This window comes from Promicromonospora xylanilytica (assembly GCF_054782895.1).
The window spans coordinates 436,513-454,892 of record NZ_BAAGRP010000007.1 but is presented as its reverse complement, the minus strand read 5'-3'; the positions used below and the strand labels follow the sequence as shown (position 1 = coordinate 454,892).

At 71.9% G+C, this 18,380-nt stretch carries 15 protein-coding genes and 1 pseudogene; 14 read left to right on the top strand and 2 right to left on the bottom strand.

What is annotated here, in order from left to right; genetic code table 11:
- The first annotated feature begins 39 nt into the window (after positions 1-39).
- Positions 40-582, top strand: coding sequence for a hypothetical protein (locus ACYVK7_RS09785; RefSeq protein WP_460887492.1), 543 nt, complete (start codon positions 40-42; stop codon positions 580-582).
- A 45-nt stretch (positions 583-627) separates the two neighbouring features.
- On the opposite strand, the gene ACYVK7_RS09780 is transcribed toward ACYVK7_RS09785, so the two are convergent.
- Complete coding sequence (locus ACYVK7_RS09780) at positions 628-1,188, bottom strand: HD domain-containing protein (RefSeq protein WP_460887491.1); 561 nt, start codon at positions 1,186-1,188, stop codon at positions 628-630.
- Between the two features lie 178 nt (positions 1,189-1,366).
- Here ACYVK7_RS09780 and ACYVK7_RS09775 point away from each other — a divergent pair, with 178 nt between their 5' ends.
- The gene (locus ACYVK7_RS09775) at positions 1,367-2,071 is read left to right on the top strand and encodes an HAD family hydrolase (protein WP_460887490.1); all 705 of its coding nucleotides are present in this window, start codon (positions 1,367-1,369) and stop codon (positions 2,069-2,071) included.
- Between the two features lie 83 nt (positions 2,072-2,154).
- Here the strand turns inward: ACYVK7_RS09775 and ACYVK7_RS09770 are convergent, their stop codons facing one another.
- Positions 2,155-3,072, bottom strand: a complete 918-nt coding sequence (locus tag ACYVK7_RS09770; protein ID WP_460887489.1) for a RecB family exonuclease — start codon at positions 3,070-3,072, stop codon at positions 2,155-2,157.
- Positions 3,073-3,165: 93 nt separating this feature from the next.
- Between ACYVK7_RS09770 and ACYVK7_RS09765 the strand changes: the two genes are divergently transcribed.
- From ACYVK7_RS09765 to ACYVK7_RS09710, 12 genes and pseudogenes are all read left to right on the top strand, one after another.
- Positions 3,166-4,341 (top strand): site-2 protease family protein, encoded by a 1,176-nt coding sequence (locus tag ACYVK7_RS09765; RefSeq protein WP_460887488.1) that lies wholly within the window; start codon positions 3,166-3,168, stop codon positions 4,339-4,341.
- Between the two features lie 79 nt (positions 4,342-4,420).
- Entirely contained in the window at positions 4,421-5,434 is a 1,014-nt protein-coding gene (locus tag ACYVK7_RS09760; protein ID WP_460887487.1) for a tRNA (adenine-N1)-methyltransferase, read from the top strand.
- A gap of 141 nt (positions 5,435-5,575) precedes the next feature.
- Positions 5,576-7,237 carry a proteasome ATPase gene (gene arc, locus ACYVK7_RS09755; protein WP_460887486.1) on the top strand — a complete coding sequence of 554 codons (1,662 nt, stop codon included), beginning with the start codon at positions 5,576-5,578 and terminating at the stop codon, positions 7,235-7,237.
- 107 nt (positions 7,238-7,344) lie between these two features.
- Positions 7,345-9,006, top strand: coding sequence for a depupylase/deamidase Dop (dop, locus tag ACYVK7_RS09750; RefSeq protein WP_460887919.1), 1,662 nt, complete (start codon positions 7,345-7,347; stop codon positions 9,004-9,006).
- Between the two features lie 96 nt (positions 9,007-9,102).
- The gene (locus tag ACYVK7_RS09745) at positions 9,103-9,300 is read left to right on the top strand and encodes a ubiquitin-like protein Pup (RefSeq protein WP_377196224.1); all 198 of its coding nucleotides are present in this window, start codon (positions 9,103-9,105) and stop codon (positions 9,298-9,300) included.
- Positions 9,297-10,136 carry a proteasome subunit beta gene (gene prcB, locus ACYVK7_RS09740; protein ID WP_460887485.1) on the top strand — a complete coding sequence of 280 codons (840 nt, stop codon included), beginning with the start codon at positions 9,297-9,299 and terminating at the stop codon, positions 10,134-10,136. The genes ACYVK7_RS09745 and prcB overlap by 4 nt, the downstream gene beginning before the upstream one ends.
- Positions 10,133-10,825: pseudogene (prcA, locus tag ACYVK7_RS09735) on the top strand (proteasome subunit alpha); the annotation flags it as partial. The gene prcB and the pseudogene prcA, both read left to right, overlap by 4 nt.
- Positions 10,826-11,091: 266 nt before the next feature.
- A complete protein-coding gene (gene pafA / locus ACYVK7_RS09730; RefSeq protein ID WP_460887484.1) occupies positions 11,092-12,453 on the top strand; it encodes a Pup--protein ligase in 1,362 nt (453 codons plus the stop codon).
- Between the two features lie 73 nt (positions 12,454-12,526).
- A complete protein-coding gene (locus ACYVK7_RS09725; protein WP_460887483.1) occupies positions 12,527-13,495 on the top strand; it encodes an FKBP-type peptidyl-prolyl cis-trans isomerase in 969 nt (322 codons plus the stop codon).
- Positions 13,495-14,265, top strand: a complete 771-nt coding sequence (gene hisF, locus ACYVK7_RS09720) for an imidazole glycerol phosphate synthase subunit HisF (protein WP_460887482.1) — start codon at positions 13,495-13,497, stop codon at positions 14,263-14,265. Before ACYVK7_RS09725 ends, hisF begins: the two co-directional genes overlap by 1 nt.
- Before the next feature lie 202 nt (positions 14,266-14,467).
- The gene (locus ACYVK7_RS09715) at positions 14,468-16,399 is read left to right on the top strand and encodes an ABC transporter ATP-binding protein (protein ID WP_460887918.1); all 1,932 of its coding nucleotides are present in this window, start codon (positions 14,468-14,470) and stop codon (positions 16,397-16,399) included.
- On the top strand, positions 16,396-18,264 hold the full coding sequence (locus ACYVK7_RS09710; RefSeq protein ID WP_460887481.1) for an ABC transporter ATP-binding protein: 1,869 nt from the start codon (positions 16,396-16,398) through the stop codon (positions 18,262-18,264). The genes ACYVK7_RS09715 and ACYVK7_RS09710 overlap by 4 nt, the downstream gene beginning before the upstream one ends.
- Positions 18,265-18,380: the final 116 nt, after the last annotated feature.

Here is an 18,380-nt window from a genome sequence, read left to right as displayed (position 1 = left end):
GGGGCGCGGAGGGCCCTGGGTTCGGGTGAGTATGAACCAATGCGCAACCTGCGAAATCATCGGGCACTGCTGTCCGCGGTCGGAGCGTTCCTCGTCGCCGGCGCCGGTGGCGGCATCGCCTGGTCCCAGGCCGAGCGCAGCCACGAGCCCGCTGACGTGCTCCTCGATGCCGTTGAGCACAGCGAGTCGGCGATGCGCGACTACATCGACGAGATCAGCGGCCGCTTCGACGAGATCGAGGCGACCACCGACACCGAGAAGCAGCAGGAGCTGGCGACCGCCCTCATGACGGATGTGCCCGACCTCGCCCAGGGGGCCCGTGACGAGGTCATGACCGCCAAGGAGGACGTGCGTGCGGTGCCGTTGGCCGACGGCAGCGAGCTCGACCAGGCGCGAGACGCGTACGTGGCGCACATCGACGCCTGGATCGCGGAGTACGAGGGCGCGATCGTCGCGCCCGCCGGCGTCGTCGAGATCGAGCCCACCGTGAACCGCACGTTCGACCAGGCGGTCACCGCGTTCGACCGGGTCGAGCTGGACGCCGACCAGGAGGAGCGCATGCAGGAGCTGCTCGCCGACTGACCCGGCCGGCCATCGGTCCCGCCGGCCATCGGTCCTCCCGGCTCATCAGTTCCGCCAGCACATCGGGGACAGGCTGAGGGCCGCGTCCGCCACCCGCTTCGCGGTGTCCGTGCGGAGAGCCGCGTAGGACGAGTCGATCCACTCCTGCACCCCGGCCTGGCCGCCGTGCCGGTACTCGACGGCCTGCACGAGGCACTCCAGCTTGTCCGCGTCACGCGCGCAGCGTGCCTCCGCCGTGTCCTGCGCCTCGAACTCGGTGACGGCGTCGAGGACGGTCGAGGCGGCAGCGTCCGGCAGGGGAGCGACCTGATCGCGCGTGACCGCCACGTTGTCCGGCTTGGTGACGTACGGGCGAGCCGTGTGGGGGAGGTCCGTGATGCGGGTCTCCTGGGAGTCGTGCCAGAGCGCGAGGTAGGCGGCACGGGCGGGGTCTGCGCCCTCCTGCGCGGCCAGCAGGGCCGCGAGCTGGGCGACCCGCAGGCTGTGCTCGGCCACCGACTCCGGGTCTCGGACACCCACCTGCCACCAGCCCGACCGGCGCAGGCGCTTGAGCACGCCCATCTCGAAGGTGAAGGCGGCGATGCCGGAGGCTGCTGTGTGCGTCATGGCGCTATCGTGCGCCATCCCGGCGGCACTGGTGGCGGCAGCACGGCGGTAGCGGTGGCGACAGCACGGCGGTAGCGGTGGTGACAGCACGGTGGCAGCGGTGGCGACAGCACGGCGGCAGCGTGCGGGCCCGGAGAACGTTTAGGGCCCGTGCGACGTCGGCACCTACGATGTGCCCGTGCCCCGTGACTCATCCGCCGCCGCGCCTGCCGCCGCCCTGCCCGCCGCCGTCCTGTTCGACATGGACGGCACCCTCGTCGACACCGAGCCCTACTGGATGCTCGCGGAGCGAGAGATCGTCGCGGAGCACGGGGCCACCTGGACGCACGAGGACGCGCTGGGCGCCGTCGGGCAGGCTCTCCTGACCACCGGCGCCATGCTGCGCGACGCCGGGGTCCCGCTGGAGCCCGCCGAGATCGTGACCTGGCTCGTGGACCGGGTGAACGAGCAGCTGCGCGAGGCGGTGCCGTGGCGCCCCGGCGTGCCCGAGCTGCTCGAGGACCTGCGGGCGGCGCAGGTCCCGTGCGCCATCGTCACCATGTCGTACCGCAGCCAGGCCCAGGTCGTGGCCGACGGTGCCCCCGCCGGCACGTTCGCCCACCTCGTCACCGGCGACGAGGTGACGCACGGCAAGCCCCACCCCGAGCCGTACCTGGTGGCGGCCGACCTCTTCGGCGTGCGGCCCGAGGACTGCGTGGCCGTCGAGGACTCCAGCCCCGGGATCACCTCGGCACTCGCCTCGGGCGCCCGCACCCTCGGCGTGCCCGCCGTGGTGCCGGTGCCGGAGCGCCCGGGGCTCAGCCGGGCGGCGTCGCTCAAGCAGATCGACCTGGACGTCCTCGCGCGGATCGCGTCCGGCGAGGTCATCGACCTGCTCGGCTGACCCTGCCGGACCCGGGCTGACCCTGCGGGACCCGGGCTGACCCTGCCGGACCCGGGCTGACCCTGCGGGACCCGGGCGGCCGGTCAGACCGCGATACCCAGACGCAGCGGCACGGCGCCCTCCGGGATCTCCGGGGGAGTGCCGCCGAACTCCGGACACAGCTCCTGGTGCGCGCACCAGCCGCACAGCTTGGACCTGCGGGGCTTCCACTCACCCGTCCTGGCCGAGTTCTCGATGGCCGACCAGATGGTCCGGATCTTCTGCTCGGTCTGCTCCAGCTGACCGGCCGTCGGCTCGCCGCGCAGCACCTGGCCGTCACCCAGGTACACGAGCTGCAGCATCTTGGGCAGCACCCCGCGCTCACGCCACAGCACGAGCCCGTAGAACCGCATCTGGAACACCGCGGACGACTCGTAGCCAGGGCGCGGCGACTTGCCGGTCTTGTAGTCGACCACCCGCACGGCACCCGTGGGCGCGACGTCCAGCCGGTCCACGATGCCCCGCAGCAGCGGGCCACCGTCGAGCTGCGACTCCACCAGCAGCTCGCGCTCAGCGGGCTCCAGCCGGTTCGGGTCCTCCAGCGTGAAGTACGTGCCGAGCAGCGAGCCGGCACCTGCGAGCCACCCCGCACGGTCCTGCCCGTCCGGCCCGATCCCGTCCGTGAACAGCGATGTGTACCGGTCGTCCGCCTCCAGCAGCCGGTCCCACTCGCCCGGCAGCAGGTCGTGCGCGGCCGACAGGGTCCGCTCGCCCAGCGGGGCGTCGTACAGCCGCTCCAGCACCGCGTGCACCAGCGTGCCGCGTGCCGCCGCGGCCGACGGTGGCTCGGGCAGCCGGTCCACCGTGCGGAACCGGAACAGCAGCGGGCACTGCATGTAGTCGTTCGCACGGGACGGCGACAGGGCCGGCGGCCGTGAGGGTGCGCGCACGCCCTGCGCGGCGTCGACCGCCTCTGCCGGGACACCCGGCACCGGCCCCTGGGATACCTCCGTCGTCGTCATGCCCCCAACCCTATGGGCGGCCACCGACATCCCCGGGGAGTTGTCCACAGCGCGCCGTCCCGCCACGGCCGACCGGCCGGATAGGTTGGTCCGGTGACCACCTCGGAGCCCGCCTCCACGCCCGCCCCGCCCGCCCCCCAACGCTCGAAGGGGTTCGTCATCGGCCGCGTGGCCGGTGCGCCCGTGATCGTCACGCGGTCCTGGTTCCTCGCGGCCGTCGTGCTGACCGTGCTGTTCGTGCCCACCGTGCAGGTGCGGGCGCCGGGACTCGGCGTCGGCGCCTACCTCGTCGCGTTCGTGTTCGTGCTGCTCCTGTTCGGGTCCGTGTTCCTGCACGAGGTCGCGCACGCGCTGGTCGCCAGGGCACGCGGGCAGAACGTCACCGAGCTCGCCGTCACGCTCTGGGGCGGCCACACCGCCTACACCGGTGGTCTGGTACGTCCGCTCGACGGCTTCCTCGTCGCCGTCGTCGGGCCGCTGACCAACCTGGCGCTCGCGGCGGGGTTCTGGTTCGCCTACCAGGCCTCCCCGGTCATGAACGTGCCGACGCTCCTGCTGTTCGCCGGCGCGTTCTCCAACGCGGTCGTCGGAGTGTTCAACCTGCTCCCCGGCCTACCGCTGGACGGCGGCCAGATCCTGGAGTCCATCGTCTGGGCCGCCACGGGCCGCCGCACCACGGGCACCATCGTGGCGGGCTGGGTGGGTCGCGTCGTCGCGGTGGGTGTGCTGCTCTGGGCCCTGGCGGTGCCGTTCGTGCTGGGCACCACGCCGGAGCTGACCGACGTCCTGTGGTCGGCGCTGATCGGCGCGTTCCTCTGGGCGGGCGCCGGGGCCGCGATCACCAACGGGCGGCGCCGCGAGGCGGTCGAGGGGCTGTCCGCCGCCACGCTCGCCCGGCCCGCGCTGCTGGTGCCGCTCGGCGCCACGGTCGCCGACGTGCTGGGCGCGCGGGCGCAGGCGGTCGCCGGCGGCGCGTCGCCGGCGCACCACGTGGTCGTCGTCGGGCACGACGACGCCCCCATCGCGGTGCTCGACGTCGACGCCGTCGCCGCGGTACCTACCGCGGCCAGGGACCAGACACGGGTCGACGCCGTCGCGGTGCCGTTCGTCGAAGGGTCCGCGATCCCCCCGGGGCTGGCGGGCACCGAGCTGCTGACGCGCCTCGCCCAGCGGTCCGGTGGGGCCAGGCTCGTCCCGGTGGTCGACGGCGGCCGGGTCACCGGGGTGCTCGACCTCGCCGACGTCGCACGAGCGGTGCGCGCGACCTGACCTGCGCCGCGTCCGGGTGACCGGGCGGCGTGCCGCCGCCGGACGCGTCCGGGTGGCCCAGCACATAAGATGGTCCGTCGTGACCACACCCACCGATACCCCGACCGCCACCGGCGCCGAGCTGCGCCGCGGCCCGTTCCGAGTGGGCGACAAGGTCCAGCTGACCGACCCCAAGGGGCGCCTGCACACCATCACGCTCCAGCCCGGCGGCACCTTCCACACGCACAAGGGCTACTTCAAGCACGAGCAGATCATCGGGCAGCCCGAGGGGTCCGTGGTGGTCAACACCGCGGACATCGAGTACCTCGCGCTGCGCCCGCTGCTCGCCGACTACGTCCTGTCGATGCCCCGCGGCGCAGCCGTCGTGTACCCGAAGGACGCGGCGCAGATCGTCGCCATGGCCGACATCTACCCGGGCGCTCGTGTCGTCGAGGCGGGCGTAGGCTCCGGCGCGCTGACCATGTCGCTGCTGCGCGCCGTCGGCGACGCGGGCCACGTGCACTCGATCGAGCGCCGGGAGGACTTCGCGGCCATCGCGCAGGGCAACGTCGAGACGTTCTTCGGTGGGTCGCACCCGGCCTGGCAGCTCTCCGTCGGCGACCTCGCCGACGTGCTGCCCCAGGTGGCCGAGCCGGGCGCCGTCGACCGGGTGGTCCTGGACATGCTGGCGCCCTGGGAGAACGTCGACGCCGTGGCCTCGGCGCTCGCGCCCGGCGGCGTCCTCGTCTGCTATGTGGCGACCACGACGCAACTTTCGCGCACAGCGGAAGACCTGCGTGCCGATGGCCGGTTCGCCGAGCCGTCGGCCTTCGAGACGATGGTCCGGGGCTGGCACCTCGAGGGTCTGGCGGTGCGTCCCGAGCACCGGATGATCGGGCACACGGGCTTCCTGATCACCGCCCGCCGGCTGGCCGACGGCGTCACCCCGCCCGAGCGGAAACGGCGTCCTGCCAAGGGTGCGTACCCCGTGCAGCCCGAGGCGGAGTGGACCCCGGAGGAACTGGGGGAGCGCGCCATATCGGACAAGAAGGTCCGAAAGGTGCGCCGTGACCTGGGCGTTGCCCCCGAGGATCCGAACGCCCCGTCCGCGTGAACGGGCTGTAACGATCGCGTACCCCGCGCGTCTCAAACGGGTGTTCTTGCTCCCGGTGTGTCAGTGACTGTGCTTAGAGTGCTGTTCTCGGAGGCGTTTGCGTCATATGGTCGCCTCCCGGGCCCTACGAGAGGGGATGTCATGACCGAGAGCACGTCAGGATACAACCATCCCGAGCATGAGTCTTTGCCAAACCGCGACTACGAGCGCCAGATTGCCCTCCTCTCAGCCAAGAACGAGCGTCTGGCGGAGGCACTCCGCGCGGCGCGCGACCAGATCGTCGAGCTGAAGAAACAGCTCGACGAGCTTGCCAAGCCGCCGGGCACGTACGCCGTGTTCCTGGGGGCTCACGCCGACGGTTCGGTCGACATCTCGTCCGCCGGTCGCAAGATGCACGTGTCCGCGAGCCCCAACCTGGACGTCACCCGGCTCAGTCCGGGCCAGGAGGTCAAGCTCAACGAGGCCATGACGGTGGTCGGTGCGGGGGAGTACGAGCGCACCGGCGAGCTGGTGACCATCAAGGAGATGCTGGGCGGCGACCGCGTGCTCGTCGTCGGCCGTGCGGACGAGGAGCGCGTGGTGCGCCTCGCCGGCTCGGTCATGGACGTGCCCCTGCGGGTGGGTGACTCGCTCACCATCGACACGCGCAGCGGCTTCGTGTTCGAGGTCGTGCCGAAGTCCGAGGTCGAGGAGCTGGTCCTCGAAGAGGTCCCGGACATCGAGTACGAGGACATCGGCGGCCTCGGCCCGCAGATCGAGGCGATCCGGGACGCCGTGGAGCTGCCGTTCGCACACCCCGACCTGTTCCGGGAGCACGGCCTGCGCCCGCCCAAGGGCGTGCTCCTGTACGGCCCGCCCGGCTGCGGCAAGACGCTCATCGCCAAGGCGGTGGCTCACTCGCTGGCCGGGATGGTCGCGCGTGCCAACGGGGGCAACCCCGAGGTGAAGAGCTTCTTCCTCAACGTCAAGGGTCCGGAGCTGCTCAACAAGTACGTGGGCGAGACCGAGCGGCACATCCGGCTGATCTTCTCCCGCGCCAGGGAGAAGGCCAGCCAGGGCATGCCCGTCGTCGTCTTCTTCGACGAGATGGAGTCGCTGTTCCGCACCCGCGGCACGGGGCTCTCCTCGGACGTGGAGACCACCATCGTGCCGCAGCTCCTCGCGGAGATCGACGGTGTGGAGCGGCTCGACAACGTCATCGTGATCGGCGCCTCCAACCGTGAGGACATGATCGACCCGGCCATCCTGCGCCCGGGGCGCCTCGACGTGAAGATCAAGATCGAGCGGCCCGACGCCGAGGGTGCCAAGGAGGTGTTCGGCAAGTACCTCACCAAGGAGCTGCCGATCCACGCCGACGACCTGGCGGAGTACGGCGGCAACATCGCGTCGGCCCTCGACGGGATGATCACGTCGGTCGTGGCGCGCATGTACTCGGAGGACGAGGAGAACCAGTTCCTCGAGGTGACGTACGCGTCCGGCGACAAGGAGGTCCTGTTCTTCAAGGACTTCAACTCCGGCGCCATGATCCAGAACGTGGTGGACCGCGCCAAGAAGAACGCGATCAAGGACTTCTTGGCCACCGGCCAGAAGGGCATCCGCGTGGAGCACCTGCTGACCGCGTGCGTCGACGAGTTCAAGGAGAACGAGGACCTCCCGAACACGACGAACCCCGACGACTGGGCGCGCATCAGCGGCAAGAAGGGCGAGCGCATCGTCTTCATCCGCACCATCGTGCAGAAGAAGGGCGAGGGCGCGACGCCCCGCACGATCGACACCGTCCAGAACACCGGCCAGTACCTCTGACAGGCACCGGTGCAGGGTCCGCGTCCGTCCGTCCGGCGGGCGCGGATCCTGTCTGACCGACGGAACTACTCCGGCATAGGGTGGTGGACGTGAGCGTACGTCGTGTGATGGGTATCGAGACCGAGTACGGGGTGCTGCAGCCGGGTCGCCCCCTGGCCAACCCCATGCTGCTCTCCAGCCAGGTGGTGACGACCTACCGGGCGATCTCCACGCGCGCCGAGGGCACGGGTGGCAAGGCTCGCTGGGACTACGACGACGAGGACCCGCTGCAGGACGCACGTGGCTTCCACCTCGACCGCGCCTCTGCGGCCCCCTCGATGCTGACCGACGACCCGGCGCTGCCCGCGCCGTCGGGACCCGTCACCGGGCAGGTGCCCGTGGTGGAACCCGGCCTGCCGGGCCGGGGCCGACGCAGGAACGGGTCGACGCAGGAGGTCGAGCGGCCGCCCGCCGAGGAGTACGACGACCCGAGCGCCGCGAACGTGATCCTCACGAACGGCGCCCGGCTGTACGTGGACCACGCTCATCCCGAGTACTCCTCGCCCGAGGTCATGACGCCGGAGGACGTCGTGCGCTGGGACGTCGCCGGTGAGCGGGTCATGCTCGCGGCCCTGCGCGAGCTGGCCGGCTTCCCCGGGAGCGAGGTGGTGCTCTACAAGAACAACGTGGACGGCAAGGGCGCCAGCTACGGCACCCACGAGAACTACCTCGTGGACCGCGCGCTGCCGTTCACCACGCTCGCCGAGCTCATCACGCCCTACCTCGTCACGCGCCAGGTCTTCACCGGCTCCGGACGCGTGGGCCTCGGCGTGACGAGCGGCACCGCTGGCTACCAGATCTCGCAGCGCGCCGACTACATCGAGGCCGAGATCGGCCTGGAGACGACGCTGCGCCGCCCCATCGTGAACACCCGCGACGAGCCGCACGCCGACCGGCAGCGGTGGCGCCGCCTGCACCTGATCATCGGCGACGCCAACCTGATGGAGGTGCCCACCTTCCTCAAGACGGGCACCGCGTCGCTGGTGCTGTGGGTGCTGGAGCACCTCGACGAGCTGGCGGAGGCCGGCGTGGACGCCCGTGGGGAGCTCGGCGCGCTGCGCCTGGCCAACCCCGTGAGCGACGTGCAGAAGGTGTCGCGTGACCTCGAGCTGACGGCGCCGCTCGACCTGGCGGACGGCCGCACGATGACGGCGCTCCAGGTCCAGGGCGAGCTCGTCGACGTCGTGCGGCGCTCCCTCAAGGTGCTCGGCACCGACCCGGAGTCGGACGCGGTCGTCGACCGCTGGTCGTCGGTCGTGGAGCGGCTCGGCACCGACCGGGCGAGCTGCGTGCGGGAGGTGGAGTGGATCGCCAAGATGCGACTGCTCGACCGGCTGCGCTCCCGGGACAACCTGGACTGGGACCACCCGCGGCTGCACGCCATGGACCTGCAGTGGTCCGACGTGCGTCCGGAGCGCGGCATCTACCACCGGCTGCTCGCCAAGGGCGCGGTGGACCGCGTCGTCGACGAGGAGAGCGTCGCGCGCGCCGTGCAGCACCCGCCGGTGGACACGCGCGCGTACTTCCGCGGTGAGGTGATGGCCCGCTACGGGGACCAGATCTCGGCGGCGAGCTGGGACTCGGTCATCTTCGACGTCGACGGGTCCCAGGCGCTGCAGCGGGTGCCGATGCTCGACCCGACCCGTGGCACGCGACGCCACATCGGCGCACTGCTCGACGCGAGCCCTGACGCCGGGACCTTGCTCGCGGGACTCTCCGGAAGAAGATGACCTGCGATGTCAGTGTCACCGCCTAGGGTCAATGTCTAAGGTCAGGGCCTAGGCTTCGAGACCAGCACCACGTCAGAGAATCACCAGGAGGCGATCATGGCCGGTCAGGAAAGAATCAACCCGTCACACGAGGACCGCACTCCCGACGACGACGCGGAGGCCCCGGCCCCCGCCGCCGCGGCGGCCCAGAAGGACGACGACGAGGTCGACGCGCTGCTGGAGGAGATCGACGGGGTGCTCGAGACCAACGCCGAGTCGTTCGTTCGCGGATTCGTCCAGAAGGGTGGGCAGTGACCCTGAGCGCAGACCGCACCACAGGACGACTCCCGGACGCCTTCCTGCGTCCGGGATCGTCGTCCTTCGTGGACTTCCTGGCCGAGCACGCCCCCGAGCGCCTGCCCGGTCACCGGGCCATGCCGGGCGGCGTGACCGACCCGGCGACCCTGTCCCCGCACGCCACCACGATCGTGGCGCTCAACTTCGACGGTGGCGTCCTGCTGGCGGGCGACCGCCGGGCGACCGCCGGTCCGATGATCGCCAGCCGCAGCATCGAGAAGGTGTTCCCCGCCGACGAGTACTCCGCCGTCGGTATCGCGGGCTCCGCCGGCATCGGGCTGGAGCTGGTGCGGCTGTTCCAGCTCGAGCTCGAGCACTACGAGAAGATCGAGGGCTCGCTGCTCTCGCTCACCGGCAAGGCGAACCGCCTGGCCACGATGCTGCGGGGCAATCTGCCCATGGCGATGCAGGGGCTGGCGGTGGTGCCGCTGTTCGCGGGCTACGACCTCGCCAAGGGCACCGGCCGGATCTTCAGCTACGACGCCACCGGCGGGCGGTACGAGGAGCACGAGCACCACGGCGTGGGCTCTGGTTCGATTTTCGCCCGTGGCGCCCTGAAGAAGCTCTGGCGGCGCGGCATGGACGCCGAGGCCGGGGTGCGGGTCGCGGTGGAGGCTCTCTACGACGCCGCCGACGACGACTCGGCGACCGGCGGTCCGGACACCGTGCGCGGGATCTTCCCCGTGGTCGCCACCGTGTCCGAGGACGGCTATCAGCGCATCGAGGACGCGGAGATCTCCCGCGTCGCGGAGCAGATCGTCACGGAGCGCCGAGAGAGGGGGCACCTCGCATGAACATGCCGTTCTATGTCTCGCCAGAGCAGCTGATGAAGGACCGGGCGGACTTCGCCCGCAAAGGCATCGCTCGCGGACGCTCCGTGGTGGTGCTCGCGTACGACGGCGGCATCGCGTTCGCCACGGAGAACCCCTCCCGGGCGCTCCACAAGATCTCGGAGATCTACGACCGCATCGCCTTCGCCGCCGTCGGCAAGTACAACGAGTTCGAGAACCTGCGCGTGGCCGGCGTCCGGTACGCCGACATGCGTGGCTACTCCTACGACCGCTCGGACGTGACGGCGCGTGGCCTGGCGAACGCGTACGCGCAGACGCTCGGCACGGTGTTCATCACGGAGTCCAAGCCGCTCGAGGTCGAGATCGTGGTCGCCGAGGTCGGTGCTGACTCGGCCGACGACCAGATCTACCGCCTCACCTACGACGGCACGGTGGCGGACGAGCACGGTTTCGTGGTCATGGGCGGGCAGGCCGAGCAGCTGGGCCGGCGCGTCAAGGAGGGCTGGCGCGAGGACATGTCGCTCGGCGAGGCCCTCCGGCTCGCCGTGGCGGTGCTCGGATCGGGCGAGGGCTCGGCGTCGCGCACCATCGAGGCGGCCCAGCTCGAGGTGGCCGTGCTGGAACGAGACCGTCCGCGGCGAGCGTTCCGGCGTCTCGCCCGTCCGGTCCTGGCCGAGCTTCTCGCCGACGGCGGGGCGCCGCCCACCCAGGAAGCAGGAGCCGAGCCCGACGTGCCGGCGACTCCTGAGGCCGAGGGCGCCACGCAGGCCAGGGCCGAGCCGTTGCCCGCCCCCGAGGCGCCGACCGAGGAGTCCGGCACCGAGGAGTCCAGCACCGAGGAGTCCACGACCGGAACGACCCCGGCCGAGGAGGAGCCCGGCGACCGGCCGGACACCCCCGGTACCGCTCCCGGTACCGACCACTAGCAGCAGGTTCCGCGAACAGGGAGGGGAAGTCCATGGACCGCAGGATCTTCGGTCTCGAGACCGAGTACGGCGTCACGTGCGCGGCCGATGACGGGCGTGGTCTGTCCGCCGACGAGGTGGCCCGCTACCTGTTTCGCAAAGTGGTGGCGTGGGGTCGTTCCTCGAACGTGTTCCTGAGGAACGGCTCCCGCCTCTACCTCGACGTGGGTTCGCACCCGGAGTACGCGACGGCGGAGTGCGACGACGTGCGCCAGCTCGTGTCGTACGACCGGGGCGGTGAGCGCATCCTGGAAGGGCTCGTCGCCGACGCGCAGCAGCGCCTCGAGCACGAGGACCTGCCTGGCCGCATCCACCTGTTCAAGAACAACACGGACTCGGCGGGCAACTCGTACGGTTGCCACGAGAACTACCTGGTACGGCGCTCGGGCGACTTCTCGCGGTTGTCGGACGTGCTCGTGCCGTTCCTCATCACCCGGCAGATCCTGGTCGGGGCCGGCAAGGTGCTCGCCACGCCCCGCGGTGCGGTGTACTGCCTCTCGCAGCGTGCCGACCACATCTGGGAGGCCGTCTCCAGCGCCACGACCCGGTCGCGTCCCATCATCAACACGCGGGACGAGCCGCACGCCGATGCCGAGCTGTACCGGCGGCTGCACGTCATCGTCGGCGACTCGTCCATGGCGGAGCCGACCACGATGCTCAAGGTGGGCAGCACGGACCTGGTGCTGCGCCTCGTCGAGGCGGGGGTGCCGATGCGGGACCTCACGCTCGAGAACCCGATCCGCGCCATCCGCGAGATCAGCCACGACCGCAGCGGCAAGCACGCGGTGACGCTGGCCAACGGCCGTACCATGACGGCCATCGAGATCCAGTCCGAGTACTACGAGCGCGCTCGCGAGCTCGTCGAGGCGAACCTCGAGGTCACGCCGGTGGTCAAGCAGGTGCTCGACCTGTGGGAGCGCGGGCTGCGTGCCCTGGAGGCGGAGGACCTGTCGCTCGTGGACCGTGAGCTGGACTGGGCGATCAAGCTGCGGCTCATCCGGCGCTACCAGGAGAAGCACGGCATGGGGCTCGACGACCCGCGGGTCGCGCGGCTCGACCTCGCCTACCACGACATCTCGCGGACGGAGGGCCTGTACAACCTGCTCGCGGCGCGCGGCATGGTCGAGCGGGTCACCACGGACCTGGAGGTCTTCGAGTCCACGGCGCTGCCGCCGCAGACCACCCGGGCCAAGCTCCGCGGCGACTTCGTGCGCGCGGCCCAGGAGGCGCGGCGGGACTACACGGTGGACTGGGTGCACCTCAAGCTGAACGACCAGGCGCAGCGCACCGTGCTGTGCAAGGACCCGTTCAAGAGCGTGGACGACCGCGTGGAGCGCCTCATCGAGAGCATGTAGGGCCTGGTCGGAGCCCCGGGGTCGGCTGTAGGGCCGATTCCGGGGCACACCTTCGTCATGGGAGACTCTGCGGGTGAGTTCCTGGTTACGTGTCGCCGTCGGTGCGCTGGTCGTGACGACGGTGACCGCGACCGCCGCGTGCGCACCGGCGTCGTTGCCGGTGGACGTGGGCCCGGCACCCGCCTCGTCGGCGGCGCAGGCCCCGCTGGACGTCCAGGGGACGAGCGGCGGTCCGCCGACCCTCGAGTACGAGAAGCCGTTCGACGTGGTGCGCCCCGGCACCGAGACGGTCTGGCCAGGCACGGGGGACGTGCTGGAACGTGACGACCCCGTGCTGCTGAACCTCTACGCACAGGACGGCCGCGACGGCACCGAGCTGCAGAACACGTTCCGCACGGCGCCCGCCGCCTACACGATGACCGAGGAGTCCCTCGGCAACAACCTCTTCGAGGCGCTCGAGGGCGTGCGCGTCGGTGCGCGGATCTCGCTCGTCGAGGAGGACGGCGGCGTCCCGGTGCTGCTGGTCGTCGACGTGCTGCCGGCCCGCGCGTCCGGCGTCGAGGGGGCTCCCGTGCCCGAGAACCTGCCGCAGGTGCGCCTCGACGACCTCGGCGCCCCGGAGATCCGCGTTCCACGTGGTGCCGAGCCGCCGGGCGAGCTCGTGGTGCACCCGCTGGTCCGCGGGAGCGGGCAGCAGGTGCGGGCGGGGCAGGTCGTCACCGTCGAGTTCACCGCGGTGCGCTGGAGCGACGGGGCGGTGGTCGACACGACGTGGTCGGAGGGCACCCCGCCGCAGTCCGCGGAGATCGGCATCGGCAGGCTGGTCGAGGGCTGGGACCAGGGGCTGGTGGAACAGACCGTCGGTTCGCAGGTGTTGCTGGTGGTACCGCCGCAGGACGGCTACGCCGACACCACGAGCCGGCTCGCGGGCGAGACGCTGGTGTACGTGGTCGACATCCTCGACGCGCACGAGCCCGAGCACGACAGACCTGACCCGCCAGAGGCGGGCGCCGAGGAAGACCCAGAGAAGAAGGAGGGCTGATGTCCGTCGCGATCCGCGTGATCCCGTGCCTGGACGTCGACGCGGGCCGAGTGGTCAAGGGCGTCAACTTCGCCGACCTGCGCGACGCGGGTGACCCGGTCGAGCTCGCCGGCCGCTACGACGCCGAGGGCGCCGACGAGCTCACGTTCCTGGACGTGTCCGCCTCGTCCGGCGACCGGGCGACGATGGTCGACGTCGTGCGCCGCACCGCCGAGCAGGTGTTCGTGCCGCTGACCGTCGGCGGCGGCGTGCGCTCCACCGACGACGTGGACCGGCTGCTGCGAGCGGGCGCCGACAAGGTGGGCGTGAACACGGCGGCCATCGCACGGCCCGAGCTGATCGCCGAGATCGCCCACAGGTTCGGCTCGCAGGTGCTGACACTGAGCGTCGACGCGCGCCGGGTCACCGGCGACGCCAGCACCCCGTCGGGCTACGAGGTCACCACGCACGGCGGGCGCCGCGGCACCGGGATCGACGCCGTGGAGTGGGCCGAGAAGGCAGCGGTCCTCGGTGCCGGCGAGATCCTGCTCAACTCGATGGACGCCGACGGCACCACCGCCGGGTTCGACCTGGAGATGCTCCGCGCGGTGCGGGAGCGGGTGCACGTGCCGCTCGTCGCGTCCGGCGGGGCGGGCACGCCCGAGCACTTCGTGGAGGCCGCGAAGGCGGGGGCGGACGCCGTCCTCGCGGCGTCGGTGTTCCACTTCGGCGCCCTGACCGTCGGTCAGGTCAAGGACGCGATGCGCGCGGCGGGCATCGACGTGCGCTGACCCCGTTCCGCCCTTGACCTCAACCTTGGTCGAGGTCCTAACGTCGACGTCGCCCTGGGCGTAAAACAGTCGAATCGATTCCCGGGACATGAGAAAATCGGTTCATCCCATGAAGCGAGGTCTCGCCGTGCCCTCTGCCGCCCGTCAGCCGACCGTCCCCGACATCGGGCCGCCGCCCGTACCAGGGCACCCCGACCGGCCGATGGCCCTGACCGGCCCGCGCTGGCGCCGTGCACTGGCCCTGATGTGGCGCGGCATGCGCGCGCACCCGCGCACCTACGTGCTGGCCGTGGGCATGTCCGGCGCGTTCGGCGCGCTCACCGTCGGCGTGAGCCGCGCCGTCGGCTGGGCCACCGACGAGGTCGTGATCCCCGCGCTGCAGGGCGACCCCGCCGGGCGGGAACGCATCTGGCTGGCCGGTGTCGTGCTCGCCGCCGTGGCCCTGCTCCTCGCGCTCAGCGTGGCGGGGCGCCGCATCTGGGCGGGCTTCGGGTTCGTCGACAACCAGGCCGACCACCGGACGCGGCTCACCCGCCAGTACCTGCGCCTGCCCGTCTCCTGGCACCGGTCCCACCCCGCGGGCCAGCTGCTCAACCACGCCACCTCCGACACCGAGGCGGCCACGCACGTGTTCAACCCGCTGCCGTTCGCGCTCGGCGTCGTGGTGATGATCGCGGTCGCCGTCTGGATGCTCGTGTCGATCGACCCGTGGCTCGCGCTCGCCGCGCTCGTCATCCTCCCGCTGACCATCGCGGCCAACGCCGTCTACCAGCGGCACATGTCGCCGGCCGTCACCCGCGCCCAGCAGCTGCGCGGTGACGTCGCCGACGTCGCCCACGAGTCCTTCGAGGCCGCGCTGCTGGTCAAGGCCCTCGGCACCGAGGCCCGCGAGGAGAGCCGCTTCGCCGGGCGCACCGACGCCCTGCGCGCGGCGAACGTACGCGTCGGGACCGTCCGGGCGGTGTTCGACCCCGTGATCCAGATGCTCCCGAGCATCGGCACCCTCGTGGTGCTGGGCGTCGGCGCCTGGCGTGCGAGCACCGGCGCGGTGCAGACGGGCGACGTCGTCAGCGCGGCCTACCTCCTGATCATGATGACGGTCCCGGTCATGTCGTTCGGCTGGGTGCTCGGGGAGCTGCCCCGTGCGCTCGTCGGCTACGAGCGCATCGCCGGCGCGATCGACGCGCCCGGCGCGCTCCGGTACGGCACCGGCACGCTGCCCCGCGGCGAGCAGGGGCTCGCGGTGCGGCTGGACGGCGTGGGCGTCGACGTCACCGTCGGCGGCGTGGTTCCCGTGCCCGACCCGCGGGGCGGCGAACGCTTCGACCGCGAGGTCACCCTGCTCGACGGCGTGGACCTCGCCGTGGAGCCCGGCAGCACCGTCGCCGTCGTCGGCACGACCGGAGCGGGCAAGTCCACCCTCGTCGGCCTGCTGTCCCGCCTCTCCGACCCCACCCGAGGCCGCGTCCTGCTCGACGGCGTCGACGCACGCACGCTGGCGGAAGGGGAGATCCCCGCCCAGGTGGCGCTCGTCGCGCAGGCCACGTTCATCTTCGAGGACACCGTGCGGTCCAACGTCACCCTCGCCGACGCGGGGGAGCCGGGCTCCCCGTCGGACGCCGAGGTGTGGACGGCCCTGCGGATGGCCCGCCTCGAGGACACGGTGCGCGACCTGCCGGACGGCCTCGACGCCCCGCTCGGCGAGCGCGGCGCCAACCTCTCCGGCGGGCAGCGCCAGCGCCTCGCGATAGCCCGCGCCCTGGTGCGCGGGCCCCGCCTGCTCATCCTCGACGACGCGACGAGCGCCGTGGACCCACGCGTGGAGCAGGAGATCCTGCACGGCCTGCGCCCCCAGGCGGACGGCGACGGCGGCGCGGGCACCACCGTCGTGATGGTCGCGTACCGCATGAGCTCCGTGGCGCTCGCCGACCAGGTGGTGCACGTGGCGGACGGCCGCGTGGTCGACGTCGGTACCCACGAGGAGCTCATGGCCCGCGACCCGGGCTACCGGGAGCTGGCCATGGCCTACCAGGACGAGGCGGACCGGCGGGCGCGGGAGCGCGCCGACGAGGCCTGCGTGGAGGGCGTCGCGCCCGACGACCTGACCGACGAGCTCGAGGAGGTGTCCCGATGACCACGGCGACGGACGAGACCACCCAGGACCTGCCCGAGGACCTGCTCGACGCCAACGGCGCGCGGATCGAGTCCACCAGCGACCTCGGCGTGCTCGCCACGCTGCGCCGCGGGCTCGCGATCTCCCCGGAGATCACCGCCGGCCTGTGGGGCACGCTCGCCCTGGCGACGCTCGCCGCCGCGGGCCGCGTCGTGGTGCCGCTGACGGTGCAGCAGACCATCGACGTCGGCATCCTGGCCCCTGGTGGTCCCGACGCGGGCCGGGTCGCTCTCCTGACCGGCCTGGCGGTCGGCGCGCTGGTGCTGGCGGGGCTCTGCGCCGCGATGGTGAACGTGCGGCTCTTCCGGTCGACCGAGGCCGGTCTGGCGACACTGCGCGTGCGGGCCTTTCGCCATGTGCACGACCTCGCCACGCTGACGCAGAACACCGAGCGCCGCGGCGCGCTGGTCTCCCGCGTGACCAACGACGTGGACACGGTGTCCATGTTCGTGCAGTGGGGCGGCATCATGCTGCTGATCAACGCCCTGCAGGTCACGGTGGCGACCGTGCTCATGGCGCTCTACTCCTGGCAGCTGACCCTGGTGGTCTGGATCTGCTTCGTGCCCATGTTCGTGGCGATCCGGTACGGCCAGCGGCACGTGAACAAGGCGTACACGGCGGTACGGGAGCGCACGGGCGCGATGCTCGGGGCCATCTCCGAGTCCGTGGTCGGTGCCGAGACGGTGCGGGCCTACGGCGTGGCGGGCCGCACGGGGCGCAGGGTCGGCTCGGCGGTCGACGCGACCAGGTCGGCCCAGCAGCGCGCGCAGATCATGGTGGCCGCCGTGTTCTCCTCCGGCGTGTTCGTGGCCAACCTCGTGCTGGCGGTCGTGGTGGTCGTCGGGGCGTACCTCGGCATCGGCGGTGGCCTGTCCGTCGGTCAGCTCGTCGCCTTCCTGTTCCTGGTCCAGCTGTTCACCGGCCCGGTCCAGATGGCCACCGAGATCCTCAACGAGATGCAGAACGCGGTGGCCGGGTGGCGGCGCGTGATCGCGGTGCTCGACACCCCCGTGCAGGTGGCGGAGCGGCCCGGCGCGGTCACGCTCCCGCGCGGGCCGGCCAGGGTGACGCTGCGCGACGTGCGGTTCGCGTACCCGGGCGGGCCCGAGGTGCTGCACGGCGTGGACCTGGACCTGCCGCCGCGCACCAAGGTGGCGGTGGTCGGGCAGACGGGCTCCGGCAAGACGACGATCGCCAAGCTGGTCACGCGGCTCATGGACCCGACGGGCGGCGTGGTGGAGCTCGACGGTACCGACCTGCGTGACCTGTCGTTCGCGTCCCTGCGCGAGCGGGTGGTCATGGTGCCGCAGGAGGGGTTCCTGTTCGACGGGACGGTCCTGGAGAACGCGGCCTACGGCCTGCGGGAGCCCACCCCGGGCAGTTCCGTCGACACCTCGTCGGCCGAGACCCGGGCCGCGGTGACCGACGCGTTCGCCCAGCTCGGCCTGACCGACTGGGTGGCGGGCCTGCCGGACGCGCTGGACACCGCCGTCGGCCAGCGCGGTGAGGCGCTCAGCGCGGGGGAGCGGCAGCTGGTCGCGATCGCACGCGCCTACCTGGCCGCCCCCGACCTGCTGGTGCTGGACGAGGCGACCTCCGCCGTCGACCCGGCTGCCGAGGTGCGGATCGCGAGGGCGCTCGACTCGCTGACCGCGGGCCGGTCCACGATCACGATCGCGCACCGGCTCTCCACCGCCGAGGCGTCCGACCTGGTGGTCGTGGTCGACGACGGGCACGTGGTCGAGGTGGGCGGCCACGAGGAGCTCGCCGCGGCGGGCGGCGTGTACAGCCGCATGCACGAGAGCTGGGTGGCGCAGACGCGTTAGGTGGGTCGGTGGGTCGGTGGGTCGGTGGGTCGGTGGGTCGGACCGAACCGCAGGTTAAGAGTCCGTCGGCCGCCGAGCCGCAAGTTAAGAGTCTGCCGGGTGCCGAGCCGCAATCT